Origin of the sequence: Paenibacillus sp. FSL H8-0122 (genome assembly GCF_038005345.1) — a bacterium.
In the GTDB taxonomy this organism is placed as follows: Bacteria; Bacillota; Bacilli; order Paenibacillales; family Paenibacillaceae; genus Paenibacillus_AQ.
On sequence record NZ_JBBOTB010000001.1, the window covers coordinates 7,462,287 to 7,488,233 of the forward strand.

The window sequence follows — 25,947 nt, forward strand, 5'->3', positions numbered from 1 at the left end:
TGGTAAGGAGGGACACCGCTCATGCTATGCCAGGAATGCGGCGTCAAACCGGCTACACTCCACTTCACGAAGATTGTGAACGGGGAGAAGACGGAATTTCATATCTGCGAAAGCTGTGCGCGGGAGAAGGGTGAACTGATTCCCGGAACTGCGGGAGGCTTCTCTATCCACAGCTTGCTTTCCGGTCTCCTGGATCTGGAAGGCGCAGGCAAGAGCAAGACAGCAGCACAGAATGTGCAGGGTCTGCATTGTGAAAACTGCGGCATGACCTATTCACAGTTCAGCAAGCTGGGACGGTTCGGCTGCAGCTCTTGCTATAAGTATTTCGACAGTACACTCGACCCGCTCTTCAGACGGGTGCATGGCAGTACAGCGCATGTTGGCAAGCTGCCCAAGCGGGCGGGCGCACAAATCATGTGCAAGCGCCAGATTGATGAGCTGAAGCAGGAATTGCAGCAGAGTATTGTACAGGAGGAGTTCGAGACCGCAGCTGAGCTGAGGGACAGAATCCGCAAGCTTGAAAAAGAAATGCCACAAGAGTAAAGTCTTTGATATATAGGAGGGATCCGGGCATGTCAAGTCTCCGGTTTACCGAACAAGCACTGAGTGACTGGATGCGCTGCGGCGGCAGCCATTCGGAGATTGTCATCAGCAGCCGTATGCGTATCGCCCGTAATCTGGAGCATCTTCCGTTCCCGCTGCTCGCTTCAAGAGAGCAGTCGGAGGAGGTGCTGGAGCAGCTTGCCCCCGTATTTCAGGGTGAAGCTTCGGCCGACTTCGGCAGCTTCGAGCTGCTGAGACTGGATGAGCTGGGTGAGCTGGACAAAAAAGTACTGGTGGAAAAGCACCTTATCAGTCCCAATCTGGCGGATGAATCCAATGGCGGAGCCGTCATTCTTAACGAGGACGAGTCGGTCAGCATTATGATTAATGAGGAGGATCATCTCCGCATTCAATGCCTGTTCCCGGGGCTGCAGGTCAGAGAAGCCTGGGTGAGGGCAACCGCCATCGATGATATTTTCGAGGCTGCTGTCAATTACGCCTTCGATGACCGCAGAGGCTACTTAACAAGCTGTCCCACCAATGTGGGAACAGGGCTGAGAGCCTCGGTTATGGTGCATCTGCCGGCCTTGGTGATGACGCATCAGATCAACCGCATTTTGTCCGCAGTTAATCAGGTGGGGCTTACCGTTAGAGGAATTTACGGTGAAGGCAGCGAAGCAGTAGGGAATATCTTTCAGATCTCCAACCAGATTACGCTCGGACAGACCGAAAATGAGATTATTGAGAATCTTCACAGCGTAGTCACCCAGATTATAGAGCATGAACGCAACGCCCGCGAACGCCTGCTGGTCGATTCCGCTCTGCGGATTACGGACCGTATCAAGCGCTCCTACGGAATTCTGGCCTATGCTGCTGTGATGGAACTTAAAGAATCGGCACAGCGGCTCTCCGATCTGCGGCTTGGTGTAGATCTGGGGATTCTGGAAGGGCCTTCGATTTCAGTGCTCAATGAGCTGAATGTCAAGACTCAGCCGGGCTTTCTGCAAAAGCTGTTCGGCGACGAGCTGTCGCCTACTGAACGCGATATGTACCGGGCGAAGCTGCTCCGGGAGACACTGGGATCACAACATTAAATTATAGATATTTATTATCCGTGGAGGTGCAGGAGATATGATGTTTGGAAGATTTACGGAACGCGCACAAAAGGTGCTGGCGCTGGCGCAGGAAGAAGCCGTACGTTTGGGACACAACAACATTGGGACAGAGCATATTTTACTCGGACTGATTCGTGAAGGAGACGGCATTGCCGCTAAGGCATTGATCGGACTTGGTCTGGGTCTGGAGAAGATACAGGATGAAGTGGAAACGCTGATTGGCAGAGGTCAGGAACAACCGACCAACATCGCATATACTCCTCGTGCCAAGAAGGTCATCGAGCTGTCCATGGACGAGGCCCGCAAGCTGGGTCACACGTATGTGGGAACAGAGCATATCCTGCTCGGTCTGATCCGCGAGGGAGAGGGCGTAGCCGCCCGTGTGCTGAACAATCTCGGCATTAGCCTGAACAAGGCCCGCCAGCAGGTATTGCAGCTCCTGGGCAGCAGTGAAGCCACCTCCAGCCACAGCGGAGCTCCGGCTAACGTCAGCACGCCAACACTGGACGGCCTGGCCCGCGATCTGACGGCCTATGCCAAGGACGGTAACCTCGACCCTGTGATCGGCCGCAGCAAGGAAATTGAGCGTGTCATTCAGGTGCTGAGCCGCCGGACCAAGAACAATCCGGTGCTGATCGGTGAACCTGGGGTTGGTAAAACGGCGATTGCCGAAGGTCTGGCTCAAAAGATCATCAACAATGAAATTCCGGAGACGCTGCGCGACAAACGTGTCATGACCCTCGATATGGGTTCTGTAGTGGCTGGTACGAAATACCGCGGTGAATTCGAAGACCGCCTCAAAAAAATCATGGATGAGATTCGCCAGGCTGGCAACATCGTGCTGTTCATTGATGAGCTTCATACGCTGATCGGAGCGGGTGGTGCGGAAGGCGCGATTGATGCCTCCAACATCCTGAAGCCTGCCCTCGCCCGTGGTGAGCTGCAGTGCATCGGTGCCACAACGCTTGATGAATACCGCAAATATATTGAGAAGGACGCCGCGCTGGAGCGCCGCTTCCAGCCGATCACAGTGGATCAGCCTTCCCCTGAGGAAGCTGTACAGATTCTGTTCGGTCTTCGTGACCGGTACGAAGCCCATCACCGGGTGAAGATTACAGATGAAGCCATTGTGGAAGCAGTCAAGCTGTCTGACCGCTACATTCCTGACCGGTTCCTGCCGGACAAGGCGATTGACCTGATTGATGAAGCAGGATCTAAGGTAAGACTGAATTCTTACACCATCCCGCCGAATCTGAAGGAACTGGAAATGCGTCTGGATGATATCCGCAAGGAGAAGGATTCCGCAGTACAAAGCCAGGAGTTCGAGAAGGCTGCTGCACTTCGCGATACCGAGCAGAAGATTCGTGAAGAGCTGGATACTACGAAGAACCAGTGGAAAGAAAAGCAGGGCCGCACCGATTCCCAGGTTACACCTGAGGATATCGCACAGGTGGTGGCCAGCTGGACCGGCATTCCGGTCAGCAAGCTGAAGGAAGAAGAGACAGACCGCCTGCTGAATATGGAAGCCTTGCTGCATGAACGTGTAATTGGCCAAGACGAAGCCGTTAAGGCGGTCAGCCGGGCACTCCGCCGGGCGCGTGCGGGTCTGAAGGACCCGAAACGTCCGATGGGCTCCTTCATATTCCTCGGACCTACCGGGGTGGGTAAGACTGAGCTGGCACGGGCGCTTGCCGAAGCGATGTTCGGTGACGAGAATGCGGTAATCCGCATCGATATGTCGGAGTATATGGAGAAGCATTCCACCTCCCGGCTGGTCGGAGCGCCTCCAGGGTATGTAGGGTATGAAGAAGGCGGGCAATTGACAGAGAAGGTGCGCCGTAAGCCGTACTCGGTTGTACTGCTGGATGAGATCGAAAAGGCCCACCCTGAAGTGTTCAACATTCTGCTGCAGGTGCTGGAGGATGGCCGTCTGACCGATTCCAAGGGCCGCGTGGTCGATTTCCGCAATACCCTGATCATCCTGACCTCGAACGTAGGGGCACAGGCGATCAAGAAGAATTCGACGCTTGGCTTCACGGCCGTTCAAGATGCAGGCGCCGATTACACGAATATGAAGGGCAAGGTTATGGAAGAGCTGAAGAAGAGCTTCCGGCCTGAGTTCCTGAACCGGATCGACGAGATCATTGTCTTCCACTCGCTGGATGAGAAGCATATCGCTGAGATCGTGACTCTGATGTCCGAGGAGCTGCGCAAGCGTCTGCGTGAGTACGATGTAGATTTCCTGCTCACTGACGGCGCCAAAGCATTCCTGGCCAAAGAGGGCTATGATCCGGCCTTCGGTGCACGTCCGCTCCGCCGGGCGATTCAGAAGCATATCGAAGACCGCCTCTCCGAAGAGCTGCTCAAGGGCAACATCAAGAAGGGGGATTCCCTGAACATTGATGAGGTGAACGGCGAACTGGTCGTAACCACCGTTGAAGCACCGGCCGAGGTCTCCCTGGAGAAAACAGTCGAAACTGAATAATTGCTCCGGAAAATGAAACAAAGCTCCCGCTCCTCCGTATAGAGGGGCGGGAGCTTTATTTGTTTCCACCCTTCAGACATACCCTAACACGCCCAAAAGAAGACGCAAATGAAAACTAGATCTTAAGTGTCCTTCCGTTCAGTGTGTAGAAATGGTAAACTTTGAATAAGAGTAAAATATCCGCAATTTTAGCAAGTTCGGACGGTAAGGAGTGCACATGGCTAAACCTAAAACAAAATTTTTCTGTACCGAATGCGGCTACGAATCACCGAAGTGGTTCGGAAAGTGCCCGGGCTGCCAGGAATGGAACTCGATGGTAGAGGAAACGGAAAGCGTAGTCAAAACACAAGGCATGAATGCACCTATTTTTCAGAGTAAAGAAAAGGCGCAATCGATCATAAATATAGAAAGTGACAAGGAGCCCCGTATTCTGACGGGCATCGGTGAGCTTAACCGCGTGCTTGGCGGCGGTATCGTTCCCGGCTCGCTGGTGCTGGTCGGAGGCGACCCCGGAATCGGGAAATCGACACTGCTGCTGCAGACTTCGCATGCCCTGACTACACAAGGGCTGCGCGTACTGTATATTTCGGGGGAAGAATCTGTGCGGCAGACCAAGCTGCGGGCCGACCGCCTCGGAGCGCTGTCTGCGGAATTGTACGTTCTGTGTGAGACGAACATGGAGAGCATTGAGGAAGCGATTGAGCAGATTCAGCCTCAGTTTCTGGTCATTGACTCGATCCAGACTGTATTTATGCCGGAGGTAACCAGTGCGCCGGGCAGTGTAGCACAGGTGCGGGAATGTACGACAAGATTCATGCGGATCGCCAAGATCCGGGGAATTGCTACGGTGCTTGTAGGGCATGTAACCAAGGAAGGCGCTATTGCCGGACCGCGTATGCTGGAGCATATGGTGGATTGCGTCCTTTATTTTGAAGGGGAGCGCCATCATACGTACCGTCTGCTGCGGGCGGTGAAGAACCGCTTCGGCTCCACCAATGAGATCGGGATTTTTGAAATGGGGGAAATCGGGCTGACCGAGGTGGAGAACCCGTCGGAGCTGTTCCTGTCCGAGCGCCCGCTCGGAGTGGCCGGGTCAGCCGTGGTAGCCAGCATGGAGGGTACAAGACCCGTTCTTGTTGAATTGCAGGCGCTGGTGGCTTCGACACATTTCCCTTCGCCCCGCAGAATGTGCACAGGTATGGATCATCAACGGATGGCGCTGATCATTGCTGTGCTGGAGAAGCGGATGGGCATGTTCCTGCAGAATCAGGACGCTTACCTCAACGTTGCGGGAGGGGTGAAGCTGGATGAGCCGGCGGTGGATTTGGCTGTCGCTATCAGCATTGCCTCCAGCTTCCGTGATTTTCCGACCAAGCCGTATGATGTGTTTTTCGGGGAGGTAGGGCTTACCGGTGAGGTGAGAGGGGTATCACGCGCAGAGATGCGGGTGAAAGAGGCGGCCAAGCTTGGCTTCCGGCGGGTCATTATGCCCGAGAAGAGTCTGAAGGGCTGGAAGCATCCGCAGGATATCCAGATTATAGGCGTCAGCACAGTAGCACAGGCACTAGCGGTCGCGTTAGATTAGGGGGCACAGGGACATGAAAGAATATAATCCATCAGATAATATGAATGATCTGCTTAGAATGGCTGCACCCGGAACACCCTTCCGGGAAGGGCTGGAGAATGTGCTTCGCGCGAAGACCGGGGCACTGATTGTTGTCGGATATAGTCCGGAGGTCATGGAGGTTGTCGATGGCGGCTTCTCCATTAACTGCGATTTTTCACCAAACTATTTATACGAGCTGGCCAAAATGGACGGAGCGATTATTCTGAGCGAGGATCTGAAGCGGATTCTGTACGCCAATACGCAGCTGATCCCCGATTCCTCCATCTCTTCGATCGAGACAGGAATCCGGCACCGGACGGCAGAACGGGTAGCGAAGCAGACCGGCAAGCTGGTCGTTTCCATTTCCCAGCGCCGTAATATTATTACGCTGTATCAGGGTTCCATCCGTTACGCACTCAAGGAAATCGGTTCGATTCTGGCCAAAGCCAACCAGGCGATCCAGACCCTGGAGAAGTACAGAGCCGTTCTGACACAAGGGCTGACCAACCTGTCTGCTTCCGAATATGAAGGGATTGTGACGGTGGCCGAGGTCGTCGGTGTGATCCAGCGCGTAGAGATGGTGCTGAGAATCAAAATGGAAATTAAGCGTTACATCAACGAGCTTGGCAATGAAGGCCGGCTGATCAGTATGCAGATGGAAGAATTGGTTGGAAATACAGAGGAAGAAGCATGGCTGCTGTACAGAGACTATGCCAGAGAAGAGCAGGAGGAGAAGATCCGTGAGATCATTGCCGGGCTGAAGCGCAGCAGCGATGATGAACTGATGGATGACAACCATATTGCCCGCCTGCTGGGCTATTCCTCAACAGCCATTTCCTCCGAAGAAGCTGTAACTCCGCGTGGTTACCGCCTGCTGAACAAGATTCCACGGCTGCCGAATGTAATCATCCACAATTTGGTGGAACGCTTCGGAATGCTGCCTAACCTGATGAAGGCAAGCATAGCTGAGCTTGATGAAGTGGACGGCATTGGCGAGGTCCGCGCACGCAATATTCAGGACGGGCTGAAGCGGCTCCAGAAACAAGTTCTTATTGACAGACAAATGTAAATACCATACAATCACGTAATGTTGCAGTCCCATGCAGTACAAGTAGGAAAATTGAGGTGAAGAAATGATACAAAAATCAATTCCAAGTCTTTTTACGATTGGTAATCTGATGCTTGGAATGTTTGGTATCATGATGGCGTTTGACGGCAAGCTGAGCATGGCCGCTATCATGGTGATTATCGCGATGCTGCTCGATGGGCTGGATGGCCGGATGGCCCGTGCGCTGAAATGTGAGAGTGAATTCGGCAAGGAGCTGGATTCTCTATCCGATGTAGTTTCGTTCGGAGTAGCGCCGGCGCTGATTATGTATTTGACAAGTCTGCAGGAGCTGAACCCTGCACTGGGGTGGACGATCACAGCGATCTTCCCTGTATTCGGAGCCTTGCGTCTGGCCCGGTTCAATGTCCGCCCGGGGATTCCGGGATATTTCGTAGGATTGCCGATTCCTGCTGCGGGCGGGGTTCTGGCCACGCTTGCACTTTTCCATAAGGATGTATCTGCACCATTCATGATTATGGCTACCCTGCTGCTGTCGTATCTGATGGTCAGCACAGTCAAGTACCCCAACTTCAAGAAGATCGGTTTTCCCAAAAAAGCGGTTATAGGCGCACCTGTAGTTATCGTGATCGCTGTAGCTGTTGCGGTGGTCTTCCCTGAACAAATTGCCAAGCTGATCTTTGGACTTCTGGCGCTGTACGCCTTATATGGCTTCAGACAGAGCTTAGGGCTGTTTAAGGTCCGCCGGCAACGCCGCCGCAGAAGACGCTCGGAGGATAAGGTATATCATTCCAAGAACGGTTAGCCCTTCTTCAGAACTTATTTCATTCATAGACCGCTATATACAAAAGGCATTGCCTTTCCTGAATATCAGGAGAGTGCAATGCCTTTTTGCTGCCTGCGGGAAGGGGAGTATACGGAATACGGTTCCCCCGGAGCTGGCGGAATGGATGAAGGAGAGCGCGGACGGTCTGCTCAGGACAAGTTGAACAACCCGAGTGTTGCGCATTTCTGCGATTCCTTGGCGACAACCTCGTCCATATTGATAGCAAGCAAATTGCAGAGTGCAGACATGTAGAACAGCTCGCGGCCCAGCTCGGAGCCAATGACCTCCCGGCAGTTCTCACACAGCTCCCCTGCCAGATGGGTTCCGGCAAGCTCCTTGGCTTGCTCAAGGCCTAGAGTGGGCTCGAAGACCTGCTTGGTGGCATGCAGCTGAATGCAGCCGCATTCGGTAATGGCTTTGACGACAGCCCGGTTGACGGAAGCACTGCTCTGTCCGTTCTTGGACATTACATCCAGAAGACTACGGTGACGGAGCAGCAGTTCGGAGACTTGATCCTGGAAGGCCTGTAAACTTGGTGCGCTCATTTTCCATTCACCCCTGGGTTCGAATTGAATTCATTATATGCCAGGGCCTCCCTCATTTTCAACCAGGAATAGCAGTTTACGGCAACAGAGCCGGACGAAATTCGGGGCTTGCAGAAAAAATAACGCGCCCCCGGATTATTGTCCTAAAAATTGGAACATACTGGTGAGGTATAGAGGATTGATGGATGAATAAAAGGAGGTGCGAGGTTATGTGGAAAAAGTCTGTTTTGATACTTGCCGGGTGTTGTGGAGCCTGGTCCGGTTATTCGCTATATCACGCGGCAGAAAGAGGGTTCCCGGTAGGCCTTGGGAAACTGGAGGATAGCTTGCCTATGGAAGGAAGCATTTTGTTTGCGGTGCTGGGTGCCATTATTTTTTTGATTGCGGGGACTTTATGCGCGGAATGGGCAAGTTCAAAGCTGCGGGAGATGGTTGCGTATTGCTCGCGTATCCCGATGAATGAGCTTGCTGCAGGCGCAGCAGGGCTTACGGGAGGTCTGCTGCTGTCTCTGCTGCTGTATCCCGCTATGTCCTGGCTGGGTAAAGCAGGGGAGCTGCTGCAGGTAGCTGCCACGCTTGCTCTGGGCTATATGGGCCTGCGGATCGGGCTGGAGAAGCAGGAGGAGCTGGCTTCGCTCTGGAATACCGGACGCTGGGCACGCTCTGCTGAACCGGAGGAGCGTGGAACTCAGGAGCATAAAATTCTCGATACCAGCGTGATTATTGACGGGAGGATTGCTGACATCTGTAAAACGGGCTTCATCGAAGGCACGATTGTTATTCCTGAGTTCGTGCTGGAGGAGCTGCAGCATATTGCGGATTCATCGGATCTGCTGAAGCGTAACCGTGGACGCAGAGGGCTTGATATTCTGAATAAGATTCAGAAAGAGCTGGACGTTAAGGTGCTGATCTATGAAGGGGATTTCGAGGAGATCTCAGAAGTGGACAGCAAGCTGGTCAAGCTGGCGAAAGTACTGCACGGCAAGGTCGTCACCAACGACTTTAATCTTAACAAGGTATGCGAGCTACAGGGAGTGTCGGTGCTGAATATTAATGACTTGGCGAATGCAGTGAAGCCGGTGGTTCTGCCGGGCGAAGAGATCATTGTTCAGGTGATTAAGGACGGCAAAGAACATGGACAAGGCGTAGCCTATCTGGACGATGGCACGATGATTGTGGTGGAGGGCGGCCGGGATTATATCGGCACTACGATGGAGGTTCTGGTGACGAGCGTGCTGCAGACATCGGCAGGACGGATGATTTTTGCCAAACCGAAGCTTCTGGAAAAAGCACAATAAGTTCAGCCCACCTCTCCGGCAGCACCCTTTCGGGCTTGGAAATGCCAGCCAAACACGTTATGATGGGAGTATACGTGAAAGAAAGACAGGAGCCGAAAGCATGTCAAACAGTGTTGGCGTCGTTATCGTAGCGGCAGGCAGAGGAACCCGGATGGGAACGGCAGAGAGCAAGCAATATTTGCTGCTGCAGGGCAAGCCGATACTCGTGCATACCCTGGAGGTATTCCAGCGGCATAAGCTGATCTCCGAGATTGTGCTTGTCACCGGGGAAGAGGATGTGCAGCGCTGTAAGCAGTGGGTACAAGCCTTCAAGCTGGATAAAGTGGCTGCGGTCATTCCCGGGGGAACGGAGCGCCAGCATTCGGTACGCCGCGGACTGGATGAACTTAAGACCCATTGGGTCATGGTTCATGACGGGGTAAGGCCGTTCGTACAGGACAGCGAGATAGAAGCTTGCTACGAGCGTGCGAAGTCAGCCGGAGCGTCGGTGCTTGCAGTACCGGTTAAGGATACGATCAAGCAGGTCGACAGTGAAGGCAAGGTGCTGTCAACGCCGGATCGGCGAAGTCTGTGGGCGATTCAGACCCCGCAGACTTTTCGTTTGTCCGATCTGCTGTCCGCCTATGAGGAGGCAGAGCGGGACGGTTTTCTCGGGACAGATGATTCCAGTCTGGCGGAACGCAGCGGCATTACCGTGTCAGTTGTAGAAGGAAGCTACATGAATATTAAGATCACGACGCCGGAGGACTTGGATTTCGCTGAATTCACAGTAAGAAGCAGGGGAGAGGAACACAGATGATTGCTGTAGGACAAGGATTTGACGTACACCAGCTGGTCGAGGGAAGGCCGTGTATTATCGGCGGAGTAACGATTCCTTATGAGAAGGGGCTGCTGGGGCATTCCGATGCGGATGTGCTGCTGCATGCTGTAAGCGACGCTATACTGGGAGCGCTGGGTCTTGGGGATATCGGCAGACATTTTCCAGATACCGATCCGGCCTTCAAGGATGCAGACAGCCTGAAGCTGCTGGAGCAGGTATGGGCACTTGCACGTGAGCGCGGATACCGGCTGGGGAATATCGATTCAACCATCATCGCGCAACAACCGAAGATGGCACCTTATATTCCGCAGATGACGGAGATTATTGCCCGCACGCTGAACGCTGACGTATCGAAGGTGAATGTAAAAGCAACAACGACTGAGCAGCTGGGCTTCGCGGGGCGCGGAGAGGGAATTGCCGCTCAATCTATTGTCTGTCTGCTGCAAGATGTGATATCATCGTGAGATGGCTTTAGCGCAAGTAAAGGCCTGATTTCAACCAATATGAAGCGGAGGGAAACCCATGGCGGATCAAGTTCGGGTGCGTTACGCACCGAGCCCTACGGGACATTTACATATCGGAAATGCCAGAACAGCCTTGTTTAACTATCTGTTCGCCCGCAATCTGGGCGGCAAATTCATTATCCGGATCGAAGATACGGATCTTAAGCGCAACATTGCAGAAGGTGAAGAGAGCCAGCTGAAGTATTTGAAGTGGCTGGGAATCGATTGGGATGAAAGCGTGGATGTAGGCGGCGAATACGGGCCTTACCGCCAGACTGAACGTCTGGATCTGTACCGTGTCTACTGGCAGGATCTGCTGGACCGCGGCCTGGCTTACCGCTGCTATTGCACAGAGGAAGAGCTGGAGGCTGAACGCGAGGAGCAGACGGCACGCGGCGAAACCCCGCGTTATTCCGGCAAACACCGTAATCTGACCGAGGAGCAGCGGCTGGCCTTTGAGGCAGAGGGACGCGTGGCCAGCATCCGTTTCCTTGTTCCGGAAGACCGCACTTATACCTTCAATGATATCGTAAAAGGCAGCATTTCGTTCAACAGCAAAGAAATGGGCGACTTCGTCATCGTGAAGAAGGACGGTATTCCGACCTATAACTTCGCTGTAGCGGTGGACGACCATCTGATGGCTATCTCCCATGTGCTGCGCGGAGAAGATCATATCTCCAATACCCCGCGCCAGCTCATGATTTATGAGGCACTGGGCTGGGAAGCTCCGCTCTTCGGGCATATGACGCTGATTGTCGGCGATGACCATAAGAAGCTGAGCAAACGGAATGAATCGATCATTCAGTTTATTGAACAGTACGATCAGCTGGGCTACCTGCCGGAAGCTCTATTCAACTTCATCACCCTGCTGGGCTGGTCGCCTGAGGGCGAAGAGGAGATCTTCACCAAAGAAGAGCTGATCTCGATCTTTACGGCGGACCGCCTGTCGAAGAGCCCGGCAGTGTTCGATACGAACAAGCTGGCTCATCTGAACAATCACTATATCAAGCATGCCGATCCTAAGCGGATCGCGGCACTCGCCATTCCTCATTTGCAGAAGGCGGGCCGCTTGCCTGAGGTACTCAGTGAGGAGCAGCAGAGCTGGGCGGAGAGCCTGGTTGCGCTGTACCAGGAGCAAATGACAGCCGCGTCGGATATTGTCGCCCTCTCCGAGCTGTTCTTCCGCAGCCACCTGGAGCTGGAGACCGAAGCGGCAGGGGTGCTTGCCGAAGCCCAGGTTCCTGAAGTGCTGTCCGCATTTCTGGCCAAAGTGGAGGCTGCCGAAGATTTCAGCGCTTCCCATATGGCTGTTCTGATCAAGGAAGTGCAGAAGGAGACCGGACACAAAGGCAAAGCGCTGTTTATGCCGATTCGTGTCGCTCTTACCGGACAGATGCATGGCCGTGACTTGAATGCAACGATTGCGCTGCTCGGCCGCAGCCGGGTGATTGAACGCCTGAAATCACAAATCAAAGGCGCTTAGGGCAGGGACAGGCGAGGGTAGAAGACACTTGTCAGTTCTGCGGGTTTTCGCTAAGATAGAAGAATATAAGAATAGCTGGGATCAGGAAAAGTAGGCGTATAAGGGCAATTGCCAGAGAGAATAACCGCTTAAGGGCGAATGCCCTTGCAGGCTGGGAGTTATTCATTTGTCTGCCGCTGAAGATGCACCTGTGAGCTGCATGGTTGAATGTCCCTGTGCGGGGCTGTAGACTGTGCCGGGCTGTCGCCGTTACAGACACCAAGAGGAACACCGGATACAGCGGCTGCGAAGTTTAACAGCTCTGGCATATAAGAATGTTCTAGCAGAGTGGGACCGCGGTTAAACGTCTCTGCAGCTATCATGCTGCAGGGGCGTTTTTTGTTGAAATATAAGAGAATGTGCATCTCAAAGAAGAGGGGAACCGCGATGTTTAAGCATATTAAGTCGGACATTCGGGCAGTATTCGACAATGATCCCGCTGCCCGCAGCAGGTTCGAGGTCGTCTTCACCTACGCCGGGCTTCATGCGATCTGGGCACACCGGATGGCCCACTCTTTTTACAAACGCCGCTGGTTTACCCTGGCACGCATGGTCTCGCAGATCAGCCGGTTCATGACGGGAGTGGAGATTCATCCGGGCGCGGTCATCGGCAGCCGGTTGTTTATTGACCACGGAATGGGTATTGTCATTGGTGAGACCTGCGAGATTGGCGATGATGTTATTATCTATCAGGGCGTTACACTTGGGGGAACCGGCAAAGAGAAGGGCAAGCGTCACCCTACCGTCGGCAACAATGTAGTCATTGGCTCTGGCGCCAAAGTACTGGGTTCCTTCCGGATCGGCGATAATTCTAATATCGGCTCTAACGCAGTCGTGCTGCGTGAAGTGCCTAACAACAGCACGGTAGTCGGCAATCCCGGGCGTGTAGTCAAGCGTAACGGCGAACGTGTATCCGACCGGCTGGATCATACCAAGATGCCTGACCCGCTGGTCGATTCCCTCAAATTCCTGCAGAAGGAGATCGAGGAGCTAAGAGAACAGATGGGTGCTGAAGATAAGCAGAAGAAGGAACAGCGGCGGCTCGAAAGCCAGCAATATATCGGCGATTATGAAATTTAAGCGTACCGGCATTTCAGAAATCCGGGGACAATAGAAAGGGTTGGGACAAGAATGGCTTTGCACATTTACAACACAATGACGCGCACGAAGGAAGAATTTGTACCGCAGGAGCCGGATAAGGTGAAGATGTACGTCTGCGGACCCACGGTCTACGGCTATATGCATATCGGGAATGCAAGACCGGTCATTGTTTTTGACATGGTGCGCAACTACCTGGAGGCGCTTGGTAATGAAGTCCGCTATCTGACAAATTTCACCGATGTGGATGATAAAATGATCCGCAAGGCGGAGGAGCTGAACATCACCGTAGCCGAGGTTGCCGAAATGTTCATTGCCGCCTACCAGGAGGATCTGGCCGGGCTGGGCGTGAAGCCGGCGACGATGAATCCGCGCGTTACGGAGAGCATGGACACGATTATCGAATTCATTAAGGAGCTTGAAGACAAGGGCTACGCGTATGAGAACGGCGGAGATGTGTATTACCGTACCGGCAAATTTGCCAACTACGGCAAGCTGTCCCGCCAGAATCTGGAGGAGCTGCGCTTCGGTATCCGTGTCGAGGTGGATTCGCGCAAGGAGAACCAGGAGGATTTCGTACTCTGGAAGGCAGCCAAGCCGGGCGAAGTGCACTGGTCCAGTCCATGGGGAGAGGGCCGTCCAGGCTGGCATATTGAATGCTCGGCGATGGTGCGTGAATATTTGGGTACAACAATCGATATTCACGGCGGCGGAGAGGATTTGAAATTCCCGCATCATGAATGCGAATGTGCCCAGACCGAAGCGCTGACGGGTCAACCGCTGTCGAATTACTGGATGCATAATGCTTTTCTGAATATCGGTGACGAGAAAATGTCAAAGTCGCTGGGGAATGGCCTCCTCGTGAAGGATATCCGCGCGCGCTTCAAGCAGGGGGCTATCCGTTACTTCATGCTGTCCAGCCATTACCGCAATCCGCTGAACTTCACCGAGGAAGCACTGCTGTCTGCCGAGAAAAGCGTAGAGCGGATCGCTCTGGCTGAAGGCAATGTGAAGCATCGCCTTGAACTGGCAGCAGAGGGGGCAGAGGGTGAAGCAAGTCCGCAGGTTACGGAGCGGCTGGCCGCTACCCTGAGCAACTTCCATGCGCGGATGCAGGATGATTTCAATACACCGGACGCTATTACGGCGGTGTTCGACTGGGTGAGCCTGGCGAACCTTACGCTTGCTGCTCCTGAGGCGAATCCGGCGGACTTTGCCGCGCTGCTGAAGGCTTTTGCGGAGATGAATGCGGTGCTTCGCCTCACGGTAGAGGCTGAGGAAGAAGTGGCAAGCGAAGAGGTGGAACGCCTGATTGCAGAGCGTGCGGAAGCGCGCAAGAACAAGAACTGGAGCCGGTCGGATGAAATCCGCGATGAGCTGAATGCGCTGGGAATTCTGCTGGAAGATACTCCACAGGGAATGCGGTGGCGGCGCAAATGAACGGGCTGTTTGATCTGAACCGCGCCTGGTTCCCGTATGAACCCTCTAAGCCGGCCCATCTGCTGCCTCCTATCGTCCTGGCTTATGCAGGTGACGCTATCTACGAAGTTGCAGTCCGGCAGTATCTGATCTCGCTGCCTAATTTGCGCCCCCAGCATCTGCACCGGTCGGCGACAGGACTGGTCTCCGCGAGAGCTCAGAGCAACATTCTTGCTTATCTGGACCCGGTGCTCACCGAGGATGAGAAGGATGTGGTCAGAAGGGGACGCAATGCCAAATCCGGCAGCATTCCCAAAAATGCGGATGTGCTGGAATACCGCCACGCCACTGCTTTTGAATGCATGATCGGCTATTTATATTACACAGGACAGCAGACGAGAATCCAGGAGCTTGTTCACAGCAGTATCGAATATATGATGCACCGCCCCAAGTGAGTATATAGAACAGGAGATAAAACAATGGAAGAATTGAGAACTGAAGAGGAAATACTGGCAGGCAAGCATTCGGTGCTTGAAGCCCTTAGAGCGGGACGGACACTCAACAAAATCTGGATCGCTGAGACCGCGCAAAAGCACCTGACCGCACCTATCGTTGCCGAAGCGCGCAAGGCGGGTATTGTCATTCAGCATGTGGACAAGCGCAAGCTGGATCAGCTCGCACCGGGCGTCCAGCATCAGGGAGTGGTTGCGCAAGCGGCGCCTTTTGCCTATACAGAGGTTGCTGATATTCTGGCGATAGCTGAAGCTAAGGGAGAACCGCCGTTTCTGCTCCTGCTGGACGAAATTGAAGATCCGCATAACCTCGGGTCTATCCTGCGTACGGCTGACTGCACAGGGGTGCACGGAGTCATTGTGCCGAAGCGCCGCTCTGCGCAGATTACAGCTACCGTATCCAAGACCTCGGCTGGTGCAGTCGAATATGTGCCTGTGGCCCGCGTAACGAATCTTGGACAGACCATTGACCGGCTGAAGGAGCTGGGAGTCTGGGTAGTCGGCACGGATGTGGATACCGATCAGAATCTGTTCGGATCTGATATTGTCACCGGGCCGGTAGCAGTGGTGATCGGCAATGAGAACAAGGGGATGGGCCGTCTGATCCGTGAGAAATGCGATGTGCTGCTTAAGCTGCCGATGGCCGGAAGGATCAACTCTCTGAATGCTTCGGTGGCAGCGGGTGTAATCATGTACGAGGTACTCCGCCGCCGCCAAGAACAGGGATAACTATGGCAGACTGGCGCGATATCCTGCTCGTGGACGGATACAACATGATCGGCGGCTGGCCGGAGCTTGCGGCATTGTCGCAGACCGGTATGCAGGGGGCACGCGACCGGCTGCTCGATATGCTGGCCGATTATCAGGCATTCTCCGGGCTGCGCGTCATTGCCGTATTCGATGCCTACCGTGTGCCGGGACTGGGCAGGTCGTTTGAACAAGGGAAGATCCAGGTCTTCTTCACCAAGGAGAAGGAAACGGCAGATGAATGCATCGAACGGCTGGTTGGGGAATTCACGCACCGCCGCAGACAGATCTCGGTAGCCACCAGTGATTTTGTGGAGCAGCATGTCGTTTTTGCCCAGGGCGCACTCCGGATTTCAGCCAGGGAACTGAGGCTTGAGATTGAGGAGAACCAGAAGCAGGTGAAGAAGGCGATCGAGCCGGGAAGCGTGAGCGGGACCCGTCACTCGCTGGAAGACAAGCTGCCGCCGGAGACGCGTAAACGGCTGGAGGACTGGCGCAGACAATAGGACAGAAATAGGAGTTGCCCCTCACGATAAAATGACATAATATGTTATTGAAGATTGTTTTTGGACAAATCCGGTTGACGGTGTAAGGTAACATAATATATACTGTTCCTATATTTCGAGAAGTAACGATGTGTCTTGCGTTGCAGCCGGGGGGATTCTTGGTGAGTGTCGACCTCAAGGAATTAATGCTGTCCGAGTATGATTTCATAAGTGATGAAGAAATTGTCGAGATCTTCCGTGGTGGCGACAGTGGCGCATTGGAGCATTTAATTAACAAGTACCGTAATTTTGTGCGTGCCAAGGCCCGTTCCTATTTTTTGATCGGGGCAGATCGTGAAGATATTGTGCAGGAAGGCATGATTGGCTTATACAAGGCCATCCGTGACTTCAAGGGTGACAAGCTGTCATCCTTCAAGGCCTTTGCCGAGCTGTGCATCACCCGTCAGATTATAACCGCCATTAAGACCGCTACCCGCCAGAAGCATATTCCGCTTAATTCATATGTCTCGTTAGACAAGCCCATCTATGATGAGGACTCCGACCGGACATTGATGGATGTGATATGCGGAAGTCAGGTGCTGGACCCGGAAGAGCTGATTATCAACCAGGAGGAGTTCATCGGACTGGAAGATAAGATGGCCGAGATTCTGAGTGATCTGGAGCGCAAGGTTCTGATGCTCTATCTGGACGGACGGTCCTATCAGGAGATTGCCGAGGATTTGAAGCGGCATGTGAAGTCCATTGACAATGCCTTGCAGCGAGTGAAACGTAAATTGGAAAGATATCTGGAAGTGCGTGACAATTAATGATATAATGACTAGGAAGGCTCGGGACTCGAGTCTTTTTTTAGTGTCCGCTAGATTTGGATACGGCGAACTTGCGATGGGTGAAGCGTCGGAGGATGGCAGGTTTATACACAAGCGAATTGCAGCATAATGATTATGGAAGACAGCTAGCGGTAAAAGAAGAAGCAGGATCAAAGATGACTTATGGCATAAGGCTACAGCACCCGGAATTACCCAGTGCGATGGGGGAAACTTTCGTTGACACAGACATTGATATTATGCTAAAGTGTTTTAGGTAGGCCTAAATTCGCGGCTTTTTTTTGAATCAATATCTACGTCTTCTAATTTGATGATTAGAAGTACGTCTTCGGGAGGTGCACATCATGCGGGTAATTATCACTTTGGCTTGTACAAGTTGCAAACAAAGAAACTATGCAACAACCAAAAACAAGCGAAATCACCCCGACCGCTTGGAGATGAAGAAATTTTGCAAGTTCTGTAACGAGCAAACTCCTCATCGCGAAACCAGATAGTCTTTTGGAGGTGTAGTCGGCGTGAAACGTAGTTTCAAGTCTTTGTTTTCCTTTTTCACTGAGAGCTGGAGTGAACTCAAAAAGGTTCGCTGGCCTAGCCGTAAAGAACTGAAGAACTATACATTGATCGTTCTCGGTACAATTGTAGTTATTTCGCTTTACTTCTGGGTTCTGGACATCGGTATTTCCGCTGTGATTGAAGCGATTATTTAGAGAGGTCCCAGGTGGCTTGATATGGAAAAAAGATGGTACGTTGTTCATACCTATTCCGGGTATGAGAATAAGGTCAAGGCCAATTTGGAAAAACGCGTTGAGTCCATGGGCATGGAAGACAAAATATTCCGCGTTCTTGTTCCTATGGAAGAAGAGCTGGTAAACAAGGATGGCAAGAAAAAAACTGTCATGCGCAAAGTTTACCCTGGTTACGTTTTGGTCGAAATGGTTCAGACTGATGATTCTTGGTATGTTGTCCGCAATACGCCGGGCGTTACCGGATTTGTCGGTTCAACTGGTTCGGGCTCTAAGCCTACCGCTCTGCTACCCGAAGAGGTTGAACAGATTCTGAAGCATATGGGCATGGTTGAACCTAAAGCGAAGATTGATTTCGAAATTAAGGAATCCGTACGTATTATGGTCGGTCCATTTGCGAATTTTGTGGGCTCCGTGGAAGAAATTTTGGCAGACAAAAGCAAGATCAAGGTACATGTCAACATGTTTGGACGGGAAACCCCGCTGGAGTTGGATTTCACTCAAGTGGAGAAGATATAACAAGCACAAGGGTTTCTTGTGGGAGAATGCTGTTTAGCATTCGAATACCACTATTTACGCAAGGAGGTGTCACTCATGGCTAAAAAAGTTATTAAAATGGTGAAACTGCAGATTCCTGCAGGGAAAGCGAATCCAGCGCCTCCAGTAGGTCCGGCGTTAGGTCAAGCGGGTGTCAACATCATGGCATTCTGTAAGGAATTCAACGCTCGTACTGCCGACCAGGCTGGTCTGATCATCCCGGTTGAAATTACAGTATTTGAAGACCGTTCGTTTACCTTCATCACCAAAACTCCTCCGGCTGCTGTTCTGCTTCGCATCGCTGCAAAAGTAGAAAAAGGCTCCGGTGAACCAAACAAGAAAAAAGTAGCGAAGCTGGGCCGCGCAGCGGTTCGTGAAATCGCTGAAACCAAAATGCCCGATCTGAACGCTGCATCTGTTGAAGCTGCAATGCGTATGGTTGAAGGTACTGCCCGCAGTATGGGAATTACAATCGAAGACTAATATGTATTCGATGAACCGGTCATTCATGACCGCAATATGTGGGAGGAATTTCCGCTAACACCACAAAGGAGGAACATTTTCATGGCTAAACATGGTAAGAAATACATGGAATCTGCTAAGCTGATCAACAGCGAAGCGACTTACGAGCCTTCAGAAGCTGTAGAGCTTGTGAAAAAGGCAGCAACTGCCAAATTCGACGAAACCGTTGAAGCAGCAGTTCGTCTGGGTGTAGACCCGCGTAAACAAGACCAGGCAGTTCGTGGTGTTGTTGTCCTGCCTCACGGCACAGGCAAAACACAACGCGTGCTTGTATTTGCAAAAGGTGAAAAAGCGAAGGAAGCGGAAGCGGCTGGCGCTGATTTTGTTGGTGATGCTGACATGATCAACAAGATTCAACAGGGCTGGTTCGAATTCGATGTCTGCGTAGCTACACCTGATATGATGAGTGAAGTCGGTAAACTGGGTCGTCTGCTCGGTGGTAAAGGCCTCATGCCTAACCCTAAAGCAGGTACAGTTACTTTCGACGTTACCAAGGCTGTTCAAGAAATCAAAGCCGGTAAGATCGAATACCGTCTTGACAAAGCGGGCCAAATTCACGCGCCAATCGGCAAAGTGTCTTTCAACGCTGAACAACTGAACGAGAACCTTAAAGCTCTTATGGACGCTCTGAACCGTGCGAAACCGGCTGCTGCCAAAGGTGTATACCTTAAAGGCATCGCTATTTCGTCCACAATGGGACCTAGCGCTCGTGTGAATGCAGCTGCTTTCAGATAATTAAAGGTTGACTCCTAGAGTTATCTTTGATAATCTATAACAGTTGTGAACATTAAGGTGATCATTCTTAAATGTGAATATGCTTACCGTAGACAGTAGGTGCCGTAGGGCTTAATTTCCTACCGAGGTGTTGTGATAGAAACAAAAAGTGCCAGGCTCGCCTGATTAACTTTCCGTTTTATCAAGCCTTCGTGAATCTGCGGAGGCTTTTCTAATGCCTGCGTAGGAACGGCGGGGTTTCTCCGGAATAACCGCCGTGACATAAATTTTCAGGAGGTGTATATAATTGGCAAATGCAAAAGTAATCCAAGCTAAACAGGATGCGGTTGATGTTGTTACTAGCAAACTGCAGAACAGTGTCTCCACTGTTGTTGCAGACTACCGCGGATTGAACGTATCGCAAGTGACTGAACTGCGTAAGCAGCTTCGTGAAGCTGGCGTTGAGTTTCAAGTCCTGAAGAACACATTGCTTCGCCGTGCAACTGCGGCAGCTGAGCTGACTGATCTGGACGCTGTCCTGACGGGTCCTACAGCGATCGCATTCAGCGAGACTGATGCGGTAGCAGCAGCTAAGATTCTAAATGACTTCGCTAAGAAGAACGACGCTTTGAAACTGAAAGGCGGCGTTGTAGAAGGTAAAGTTATCGATGCGGACCAACTGAAAGCACTGGCTGAACTGCCATCCCGCGATGGTTTGCTCTCCATGCTGCTTAGCGTGCTTCAAGCTCCAATGCGCAACTTCGCGCTTGCAGTTAAAGCTGTTGCTGAGAAAGAAGAACAAAGCGCGTAAGCCTTTGCTTCTGGCTTCATAATCAAGACCACAAACCAATTCAAATATAATGGAGGTTCAATCATGAGCAAAGAAACAATCTTAGAAGAAATTAAAGGCATGAGCGTACTGGAACTGAACGACCTGGTAAAAGCAATCGAAGAAGAATTCGGCGTAACTGCAGCAGCTCCAGTAGCAGCTGGCGGCGCTGTAGCAGCTGTTGAAGCTGAACAGTCCGAATTCGACGTAATTTTGACAAGCGCTGGCGCTTCCAAAATCAACGTTATCAAAATCGTTCGCGAAATCACAGGTCTTGGCTTGAAAGAAGCTAAAGAAGTTGTAGACAACGCTCCAAAAGCAATCAAAGAAAAAGTAAGCAAAGAAGAAGCCGAAGCTACCAAAGCAAAATTGGAAGAAGCAGGCGCAGCTGTAGAAGTAAAATAAGTTGATTCAATAGGTACTGCCCCGGAGCAGAAGTCATTCTCTCCGGTTTCCGCAACCCCCTTGAACTTGTTCAAGGGGGTTGCTCTATAAGGGAGCCTTGCAGGTATATGTAGTTCAACGTGAAAGGGAGGATGGTATGTCGCAGCATTATTACTCGCAGCAGCCGGAAGCGCGTCATGACAGACGCAGCATCGATACGGAGCTGAGAGGCAAACGCCTCCGCTTTACCAGCGACGCCGGTGTTTTTTCTAAAGGAGATATTGATCATGGCAGCCGTGTTCTGATTGAGGCGATGGAGATTCCGGAGGATGCGAAGGTACTGGATGTGGGTTGTGGTTACGGGCCTATAGGGATTAGTGCGGCGCAACTCGCTTCTAAGGGACATGTGACGATGATTGATATCAACAGCCGTGCGGTAGAGCTTGCCCGCGAGAATGCGCAGCATAATGGAATCCGCAATGTTACGGTGATGGAAAGTGATGTGCTATCGGCAGTAGAGGGGCAGGCCTTCGATGTGATCCTAACCAACCCGCCGATTCGTGCCGGGAAGGCCGTAGTGCATGCGATTTTTGAACAGGCGTATGATCATTTGAATGAGGGCGGTTGTCTGTGGGTTGTCATTCAGAAGAAGCAGGGTGCGCCGTCGGCGGTTGCCAAGCTGGAGAGTATGTTTGCGGTGGTAGAAGAAGTAGGGAAAGACAAGGGCTATAGAATCTTAAAAGCTCAGAAATAAATAATAATACTCATTGACATGCGATGTCCGTAGTGGTATTATTATAAAATGTCAGTATTAAGCTAGGCTCCATGTCTTTAGTTTGCTGAAATGTCAAGTGATATATTGTTGCCCGGTAAGCGCATGCCGCACGGCAGGTTTCTGCGAATTCCGTTCTCTATGTTCCTGTCACGGCGAAGGTCGCCGGGGCAATAGATAATAGCGCATGAACTGTAGCCTGGTGACGTATAATACGCACGTTTTGGGCAAATCTACTGGATAAGGAGTATTTTGGCCGTGGATAGATGTGCTCTTTTTTCGAAAGATTTCGATAAGGGGCTTTTCTGTATTTATGGCTGAGTCCTTGTGGTATGGTTCCATTATACGGGTCCAAACAAGGGTTCGCAATCAATTTTTAAGTGAGTAGACATGAGGGGTGAGTAAAGTTGGCAGGACATCTTGTTCAGTATGGTCGACGCACTCGGCGGAGCTATGCGAGAATTAAAGAGGTACTCGAGGTCCCGAACCTGATCGAGATCCAACAAAAATCTTATGATTGGTTTTTGGAGGAAGGATTGCGGGAAATGTTCCAGGACATCTCGCCGATCCAGGATTTCACAGGGAATTTGGTACTAGAGTTCATTGATTACAGCCTGGGTGACCCGAAGTACACGGTTGACGACGCTAAAGAGCGGGACGTAACATATGCAGCACCTCTGCGTGTGAAGGTGCGTCTCATCAATAAGGAGACCGGTGAGGTAAAAGAGCAGGAAGTGTTCATGGGAGATTTCCCTCTGATGACGGAAACCGGCACTTTTATTATCAATGGTGCGGAACGGGTTATTGTCAGCCAGTTGGTTCGCTCTCCAAGCGTCTATTTCAGCACAAAAGTGGATAAGAACGGCAAAAAAACTTACACCGCCACAGTAATTCCGAATCGCGGAGCCTGGCTGGAGCTTGAGACCGACGCTAAGGACATCATGTATGTCCGTATCGACCGGACTCGTAAGATCCCGGTAACAGTGCTCTTGCGTGCTCTGGGCTTCGGCAGTGATGCTGAAATTCTGGAACTGCTTGGCAATGATGAATATATTCGCAACACGCTGGATAAAGACAACACGGATTCCACGGAGAAGGCGCTTATTGAAATCTACGAGCGTCTGCGTCCGGGCGAACCGCCTACACTTGATAATGCCAAGAGCTTGCTCGTCGCACGTTTCTTTGACCCGAAACGTTATGATTTGGCCAATGTAGGCCGTTACAAAATCAATAAAAAGCTGCATATTAAGAATCGTCTGTTCAATCAGCGTCTGGCACAGCCTTTGGTTGATGAATCTACCGGAGAAATTCTGGCAGAATCCGGCCAAATGGTGGACCGCCGCCTGCTTGATGAGCTGATTCCTTATTTCGAGAAGAGTATGGCTGCCAAAAACTACCGTGTAACCGGCGGTGTAATGGACAGCGAAGATATTCCGCTTCAGACCATTGACGTATTCTCGCCAATCGAAGAAGGCCGTATCATCAAACTGATCGCCAATGGCAACATTGATAAATCGGTTAAGCATATTACTCAGGCTGATATTATATCCTCAATCAGCTACTTTATTAATTTGCTGCATGGTATCGGCAACACGGATGATATTGACCATCTGGGTAACCGCCGTCTGCGTTCTGTAGGTGAGCTTCTGCAGAATCAGTTCCGGATCGGTCTGTCCCGTATGGAACGCGTAGTCCGCGAGAGAATGTCGATTCAGGATGCCAATGCGATTACACCGCAGGCGCTGATCAACATCCGCCCGGTTATCGCATCCATCAAAGAGTTCTTCGGCAGTTCGCAGCTGTCCCAGTTCATGGATCAGACGAATCCGCTTGCCGAGCTTACGCATAAGCGCCGTCTGTCTGCACTCGGACCCGGCGGTCTGACTCGTGAACGCGCAGGCTTTGAAGTCCGCGACGTCCATCACAGTCACTATGGCCGTATGTGTCCTATCGAGACTCCGGAAGGTCCGAATATCGGTCTGATCAACTCCTTGTCCACCTTCGCCCGCATCAATGAATACGGCTTTATCGAAGCTCCGTATCGTTGGGTAGATCCGAAGACAGGTAAGGTAACTGAGCAAATCGATTATCTGACTGCCGATGAAGAAGATAACTATGTAGTTGCACAGGCGAATGTACTGATCGATGAGGATGGCTCCTTTAAGGAAGACCAGGTTATCGTTCGTTACAACAAGGATTCAGACAACATCACTACTATGCCTAGCAACCGTGTAGACTACATGGACGTTTCGCCAAAACAGGTCGTATCGGTCGCAACGGCGCTCATTCCGTTTCTTGAGAACGATGACTCCAACCGCGCACTGATGGGATCGAACATGCAGCGTCAGGCCGTTCCGCTTCTTATTCCTAAGGCTCCGCTTGTAGGGACAGGGATGGAGCATAAGTCTGCTAAAGACTCGGGCGTATGTATTGTCTCCAAATATGACGGTATTATCGAACGCTCCTCTGCCAATGAAATCTGGCTGCGCCGTGTTGAGGCAGTTGAGGGCAAGGAAGTCAAAGGCGATATCGTTAAATATAAATTACACAAATTCATGCGTTCGAACCAGGGTACCTGTATTAACCAGCGTCCATTGGCTAAACGTGGGGATATCGTCAAAAAAGGTGACATCCTGGCAGATGGACCTTCCACAGAAATGGGCGAACTTGCGCTTGGCCGCAACGTAGTCGTTGCGTTCATGACTTGGGAAGGCTACAACTACGAGGATGCGATCCTGCTGAGTGAGAAGCTGGTGAAGGAAGATGTATACACTTCGATCCACATCGAGGAATACGAATCCGAAGCCCGTGATACGAAGCTCGGACCTGAAGAGATCACACGTGATATTCCTAACGTCGGTGAAGAGGCGCTCCGCAATCTGGATGAGCGCGGAATTATCCGTATCGGTGCGGAAATCAATGCCGGCGATATTCTGGTAGGTAAGGTTACTCCGAAGGGTGTAACTGAGCTGACTGCTGAAGAACGCCTGCTGCACGCGATCTTCGGTGAGAAGGCCCGTGAAGTTCGTGATACCTCCCTGCGCGTTCCGCATGGTAGTGATGGTATTATCGTTGACGTCAAAGTATTCACACGCGAGAACGGCGATGAGCTGCCTCCTGGCGTGAATCAGCTGGTTCGTGTCTACATCGCCCAGAAACGTAAAATTTCTGAAGGTGACAAGATGGCCGGACGTCACGGTAACAAGGGTGTCGTTGCCCGTATCCTACCAGAAGAAGATATGCCGTTCCTTCCTGACGGTACGCCGGTACAGGTTGTCCTGAACCCGCTGGGCGTTCCTTCGCGTATGAACATCGGACAGGTGCTTGAAGTCCATATTGGTATGGCTGCACTGCGTCTGGGTATCCACGTGGCTACTCCGGTATTCGACGGAGCCCGCGAGTATGACGTGTTCGATACGATGGAAGAAGCCGGTATGCAGCGTAATGGTAAGACTGTGCTGTATGACGGACGTACAGGCGAGCGCTTCGAGCGTGAGGTTACTGTCGGCGTCATGCACATGATCAAGCTCGCGCACATGGTTGACGATAAGATTCATGCCCGTTCTACAGGTCCTTACTCACTCGTTACACAACAGCCACTGGGCGGTAAAGCTCAGTTCGGCGGACAGCGTTTCGGGGAGATGGAAGTGTGGGCGCTTGAAGCTTACGGCGCGGCGTATACACTGCAAGAGATTTTGACCGTGAAATCCGATGATGTGGTCGGCCGTGTGAAAACGTACGAATCCATTGTCAAAGGTGAAAATGTTCCAGAACCGGGTGTGCCGGAATCGTTCAAGGTATTGATCAAGGAACTGCAGTCGCTCGGGATGGATGTCAAAATCCTCAGCGGTGACGAGCAGGAGATCGAGATGAAGGAACTGGACGATGAGGACGAGACGTCAGGCGATAAGCTGAGCCTCAATTTGGAAGGCGCAGAAGTCGGCATAGAGTAGTTCATCAGCAAGCCACTAATTTCATTACACAAAGGACCATGCCCTCTGTTGACTTCAG

The 25,947-nt window shown here is 51.9% G+C and carries 26 protein-coding genes and 1 other annotated feature; of the genes, 25 read left to right on the forward strand and 1 reads right to left on the reverse strand.

From position 1 onward, the window contains the following. The first annotated feature begins 21 nt into the window (after positions 1 to 21). The 6 genes from NSS64_RS32035 (at position 22) to pssA (ending at position 7,620) form a co-directional block, all read left to right on the forward strand. Positions 22 to 543 carry a UvrB/UvrC motif-containing protein gene (locus NSS64_RS32035; protein WP_076081723.1) on the forward strand — a complete coding sequence of 174 codons (522 nt, stop codon included), beginning with the start codon at positions 22 to 24 and terminating at the stop codon, positions 541 to 543. A gap of 29 nt (positions 544 to 572) precedes the next feature. Next, on the forward strand, positions 573 to 1,637 hold the full coding sequence (locus NSS64_RS32040; RefSeq protein ID WP_341142731.1) for a protein arginine kinase: 1,065 nt from the start codon (positions 573 to 575) through the stop codon (positions 1,635 to 1,637). A 37-nt stretch (positions 1,638 to 1,674) separates the two neighbouring features. Further along, positions 1,675 to 4,143, forward strand: a complete 2,469-nt coding sequence (gene clpC / locus NSS64_RS32045; protein ID WP_340946714.1) for an ATP-dependent protease ATP-binding subunit ClpC — start codon at positions 1,675 to 1,677, stop codon at positions 4,141 to 4,143. A 217-nt stretch (positions 4,144 to 4,360) separates the two neighbouring features. Further along, positions 4,361 to 5,728, forward strand: a complete 1,368-nt coding sequence (gene radA / locus NSS64_RS32050; RefSeq protein WP_036692317.1) for a DNA repair protein RadA — start codon at positions 4,361 to 4,363, stop codon at positions 5,726 to 5,728. A gap of 13 nt (positions 5,729 to 5,741) precedes the next feature. Continuing rightward, positions 5,742 to 6,818, forward strand: coding sequence for a DNA integrity scanning diadenylate cyclase DisA (gene disA, locus NSS64_RS32055; RefSeq protein WP_340946715.1), 1,077 nt, complete (start codon positions 5,742 to 5,744; stop codon positions 6,816 to 6,818). A gap of 64 nt (positions 6,819 to 6,882) precedes the next feature. Continuing rightward, a complete protein-coding gene (gene pssA, locus NSS64_RS32060) occupies positions 6,883 to 7,620 on the forward strand; it encodes a CDP-diacylglycerol--serine O-phosphatidyltransferase (protein ID WP_340946718.1) in 738 nt (245 codons plus the stop codon). Positions 7,621 to 7,790: 170 nt separating this feature from the next. Here the strand turns inward: pssA and NSS64_RS32065 are convergent, their stop codons facing one another. Further along, positions 7,791 to 8,186, reverse strand: coding sequence for a hypothetical protein (locus tag NSS64_RS32065; RefSeq protein ID WP_036692322.1), 396 nt, complete (start codon positions 8,184 to 8,186; stop codon positions 7,791 to 7,793). A gap of 209 nt (positions 8,187 to 8,395) precedes the next feature. On the opposite strand from NSS64_RS32065, the gene NSS64_RS32070 reads away from it, so the two are divergent. The 19 genes from NSS64_RS32070 to rpoB all read left to right on the forward strand — a co-directional run bounded on the left by NSS64_RS32070 (position 8,396) and on the right by rpoB (position 25,889). After that, positions 8,396 to 9,484, forward strand: a complete 1,089-nt coding sequence (locus tag NSS64_RS32070; protein WP_340946720.1) for a PIN/TRAM domain-containing protein — start codon at positions 8,396 to 8,398, stop codon at positions 9,482 to 9,484. A 100-nt stretch (positions 9,485 to 9,584) separates the two neighbouring features. Further along, complete coding sequence (gene ispD / locus NSS64_RS32075; RefSeq protein WP_340946722.1) at positions 9,585 to 10,283, forward strand: 2-C-methyl-D-erythritol 4-phosphate cytidylyltransferase; 699 nt, start codon at positions 9,585 to 9,587, stop codon at positions 10,281 to 10,283. Then, complete coding sequence (gene ispF / locus NSS64_RS32080) at positions 10,280 to 10,768, forward strand: 2-C-methyl-D-erythritol 2,4-cyclodiphosphate synthase (RefSeq protein ID WP_076081728.1); 489 nt, start codon at positions 10,280 to 10,282, stop codon at positions 10,766 to 10,768. Before ispD ends, ispF begins: the two co-directional genes overlap by 4 nt. A gap of 58 nt (positions 10,769 to 10,826) precedes the next feature. Next, positions 10,827 to 12,290, forward strand: coding sequence for a glutamate--tRNA ligase (gltX, locus tag NSS64_RS32085; protein WP_340946724.1), 1,464 nt, complete (start codon positions 10,827 to 10,829; stop codon positions 12,288 to 12,290). Positions 12,291 to 12,716: 426 nt separating this feature from the next. After that, complete coding sequence (gene cysE / locus NSS64_RS32090) at positions 12,717 to 13,409, forward strand: serine O-acetyltransferase (protein ID WP_076081729.1); 693 nt, start codon at positions 12,717 to 12,719, stop codon at positions 13,407 to 13,409. 51 nt (positions 13,410 to 13,460) lie between these two features. Further along, on the forward strand, positions 13,461 to 14,867 hold the full coding sequence (cysS, locus tag NSS64_RS32095) for a cysteine--tRNA ligase (protein WP_340946726.1): 1,407 nt from the start codon (positions 13,461 to 13,463) through the stop codon (positions 14,865 to 14,867). Then, positions 14,864 to 15,301 carry a Mini-ribonuclease 3 gene (locus tag NSS64_RS32100; RefSeq protein WP_340946729.1) on the forward strand — a complete coding sequence of 146 codons (438 nt, stop codon included), beginning with the start codon at positions 14,864 to 14,866 and terminating at the stop codon, positions 15,299 to 15,301. Before cysS ends, NSS64_RS32100 begins: the two co-directional genes overlap by 4 nt. A 24-nt stretch (positions 15,302 to 15,325) precedes the next feature. Beyond that, the gene (gene rlmB, locus NSS64_RS32105) at positions 15,326 to 16,087 is read left to right on the forward strand and encodes a 23S rRNA (guanosine(2251)-2'-O)-methyltransferase RlmB (RefSeq protein ID WP_076081731.1); all 762 of its coding nucleotides are present in this window, start codon (positions 15,326 to 15,328) and stop codon (positions 16,085 to 16,087) included. Positions 16,088 to 16,089: 2 nt separating this feature from the next. Beyond that, a complete protein-coding gene (locus tag NSS64_RS32110) occupies positions 16,090 to 16,611 on the forward strand; it encodes an NYN domain-containing protein (RefSeq protein WP_036692346.1) in 522 nt (173 codons plus the stop codon). 161 nt (positions 16,612 to 16,772) lie between these two features. Further along, positions 16,773 to 17,417, forward strand: coding sequence for an RNA polymerase sporulation sigma factor SigH (gene sigH, locus NSS64_RS32115; RefSeq protein ID WP_036692348.1), 645 nt, complete (start codon positions 16,773 to 16,775; stop codon positions 17,415 to 17,417). A 362-nt stretch (positions 17,418 to 17,779) separates the two neighbouring features. Next, positions 17,780 to 17,929 (forward strand): 50S ribosomal protein L33, encoded by a 150-nt coding sequence (gene rpmG, locus NSS64_RS32120; protein WP_074086515.1) that lies wholly within the window; start codon positions 17,780 to 17,782, stop codon positions 17,927 to 17,929. Between the two features lie 21 nt (positions 17,930 to 17,950). Beyond that, positions 17,951 to 18,142 carry a preprotein translocase subunit SecE gene (gene secE, locus NSS64_RS32125; RefSeq protein ID WP_036692354.1) on the forward strand — a complete coding sequence of 64 codons (192 nt, stop codon included), beginning with the start codon at positions 17,951 to 17,953 and terminating at the stop codon, positions 18,140 to 18,142. A gap of 21 nt (positions 18,143 to 18,163) precedes the next feature. Then, the gene (nusG, locus tag NSS64_RS32130; RefSeq protein WP_020427084.1) at positions 18,164 to 18,697 is read left to right on the forward strand and encodes a transcription termination/antitermination protein NusG; all 534 of its coding nucleotides are present in this window, start codon (positions 18,164 to 18,166) and stop codon (positions 18,695 to 18,697) included. Between the two features lie 75 nt (positions 18,698 to 18,772). Then, positions 18,773 to 19,198, forward strand: a complete 426-nt coding sequence (rplK, locus tag NSS64_RS32135) for a 50S ribosomal protein L11 (protein ID WP_019908208.1) — start codon at positions 18,773 to 18,775, stop codon at positions 19,196 to 19,198. Between the two features lie 81 nt (positions 19,199 to 19,279). Further along, a complete protein-coding gene (rplA, locus tag NSS64_RS32140) occupies positions 19,280 to 19,972 on the forward strand; it encodes a 50S ribosomal protein L1 (protein ID WP_340946731.1) in 693 nt (230 codons plus the stop codon). A 68-nt stretch (positions 19,973 to 20,040) separates the two neighbouring features. Further along, positions 20,041 to 20,194 (forward strand) — a sequence feature (ribosomal protein L10 leader region). 64 nt (positions 20,195 to 20,258) lie between these two features. After that, positions 20,259 to 20,762, forward strand: coding sequence for a 50S ribosomal protein L10 (gene rplJ / locus NSS64_RS32145; RefSeq protein ID WP_340946733.1), 504 nt, complete (start codon positions 20,259 to 20,261; stop codon positions 20,760 to 20,762). Positions 20,763 to 20,825: 63 nt separating this feature from the next. Continuing rightward, on the forward strand, positions 20,826 to 21,185 hold the full coding sequence (gene rplL / locus NSS64_RS32150) for a 50S ribosomal protein L7/L12 (protein WP_036721862.1): 360 nt from the start codon (positions 20,826 to 20,828) through the stop codon (positions 21,183 to 21,185). A 136-nt stretch (positions 21,186 to 21,321) separates the two neighbouring features. Then, positions 21,322 to 21,918, forward strand: coding sequence for a class I SAM-dependent methyltransferase (locus NSS64_RS32155; RefSeq protein ID WP_341142732.1), 597 nt, complete (start codon positions 21,322 to 21,324; stop codon positions 21,916 to 21,918). 425 nt (positions 21,919 to 22,343) lie between these two features. Continuing rightward, on the forward strand, positions 22,344 to 25,889 hold the full coding sequence (gene rpoB / locus NSS64_RS32160; RefSeq protein WP_341142733.1) for a DNA-directed RNA polymerase subunit beta: 3,546 nt from the start codon (positions 22,344 to 22,346) through the stop codon (positions 25,887 to 25,889). Positions 25,890 to 25,947: the final 58 nt, after the last annotated feature.

Excerpts from the sequence above, each read along its gene's own strand:
- gltX (WP_340946724.1), top strand. The coding sequence starts at position 10,827 with ATGGCGGATCAAGTTCGGGTGCGTTACGCACCGAGCCCTACGGGACAT.
- cysE (WP_076081729.1), top strand. The coding sequence starts at position 12,717 with ATGTTTAAGCATATTAAGTCGGACATTCGGGCAGTATTCGACAATGAT.
- NSS64_RS32110 (WP_036692346.1), top strand. The coding sequence starts at position 16,090 with ATGGCAGACTGGCGCGATATCCTGCTCGTGGACGGATACAACATGATC.
- pssA (WP_340946718.1), top strand. The coding sequence starts at position 6,883 with ATGATACAAAAATCAATTCCAAGTCTTTTTACGATTGGTAATCTGATG.
- clpC (WP_340946714.1), top strand. The coding sequence starts at position 1,675 with ATGATGTTTGGAAGATTTACGGAACGCGCACAAAAGGTGCTGGCGCTG.
- disA (WP_340946715.1), top strand. The coding sequence starts at position 5,742 with ATGAAAGAATATAATCCATCAGATAATATGAATGATCTGCTTAGAATG.
- rpmG (WP_074086515.1), top strand. The coding sequence starts at position 17,780 with ATGCGGGTAATTATCACTTTGGCTTGTACAAGTTGCAAACAAAGAAAC.
- radA (WP_036692317.1), top strand. The coding sequence starts at position 4,361 with ATGGCTAAACCTAAAACAAAATTTTTCTGTACCGAATGCGGCTACGAA.
- cysS (WP_340946726.1), top strand. The coding sequence starts at position 13,461 with ATGGCTTTGCACATTTACAACACAATGACGCGCACGAAGGAAGAATTT.
- rplK (WP_019908208.1), top strand. The coding sequence starts at position 18,773 with ATGGCTAAAAAAGTTATTAAAATGGTGAAACTGCAGATTCCTGCAGGG.
- nusG (WP_020427084.1), top strand. The coding sequence starts at position 18,164 with ATGGAAAAAAGATGGTACGTTGTTCATACCTATTCCGGGTATGAGAAT.
- ispD (WP_340946722.1), top strand. The coding sequence starts at position 9,585 with ATGTCAAACAGTGTTGGCGTCGTTATCGTAGCGGCAGGCAGAGGAACC.
- NSS64_RS32065 (WP_036692322.1), bottom strand. The coding sequence starts at position 8,186 with ATGAGCGCACCAAGTTTACAGGCCTTCCAGGATCAAGTCTCCGAACTG.
- ispF (WP_076081728.1), top strand. The coding sequence starts at position 10,280 with ATGATTGCTGTAGGACAAGGATTTGACGTACACCAGCTGGTCGAGGGA.
- NSS64_RS32035 (WP_076081723.1), top strand. The coding sequence starts at position 22 with ATGCTATGCCAGGAATGCGGCGTCAAACCGGCTACACTCCACTTCACG.
- NSS64_RS32040 (WP_341142731.1), top strand. The coding sequence starts at position 573 with ATGTCAAGTCTCCGGTTTACCGAACAAGCACTGAGTGACTGGATGCGC.
- rplA (WP_340946731.1), top strand. The coding sequence starts at position 19,280 with ATGGCTAAACATGGTAAGAAATACATGGAATCTGCTAAGCTGATCAAC.
- NSS64_RS32070 (WP_340946720.1), top strand. The coding sequence starts at position 8,396 with ATGTGGAAAAAGTCTGTTTTGATACTTGCCGGGTGTTGTGGAGCCTGG.
- NSS64_RS32155 (WP_341142732.1), top strand. The coding sequence starts at position 21,322 with ATGTCGCAGCATTATTACTCGCAGCAGCCGGAAGCGCGTCATGACAGA.
- NSS64_RS32100 (WP_340946729.1), top strand. The coding sequence starts at position 14,864 with ATGAACGGGCTGTTTGATCTGAACCGCGCCTGGTTCCCGTATGAACCC.
- rlmB (WP_076081731.1), top strand. The coding sequence starts at position 15,326 with ATGGAAGAATTGAGAACTGAAGAGGAAATACTGGCAGGCAAGCATTCG.
- rplL (WP_036721862.1), top strand. The coding sequence starts at position 20,826 with ATGAGCAAAGAAACAATCTTAGAAGAAATTAAAGGCATGAGCGTACTG.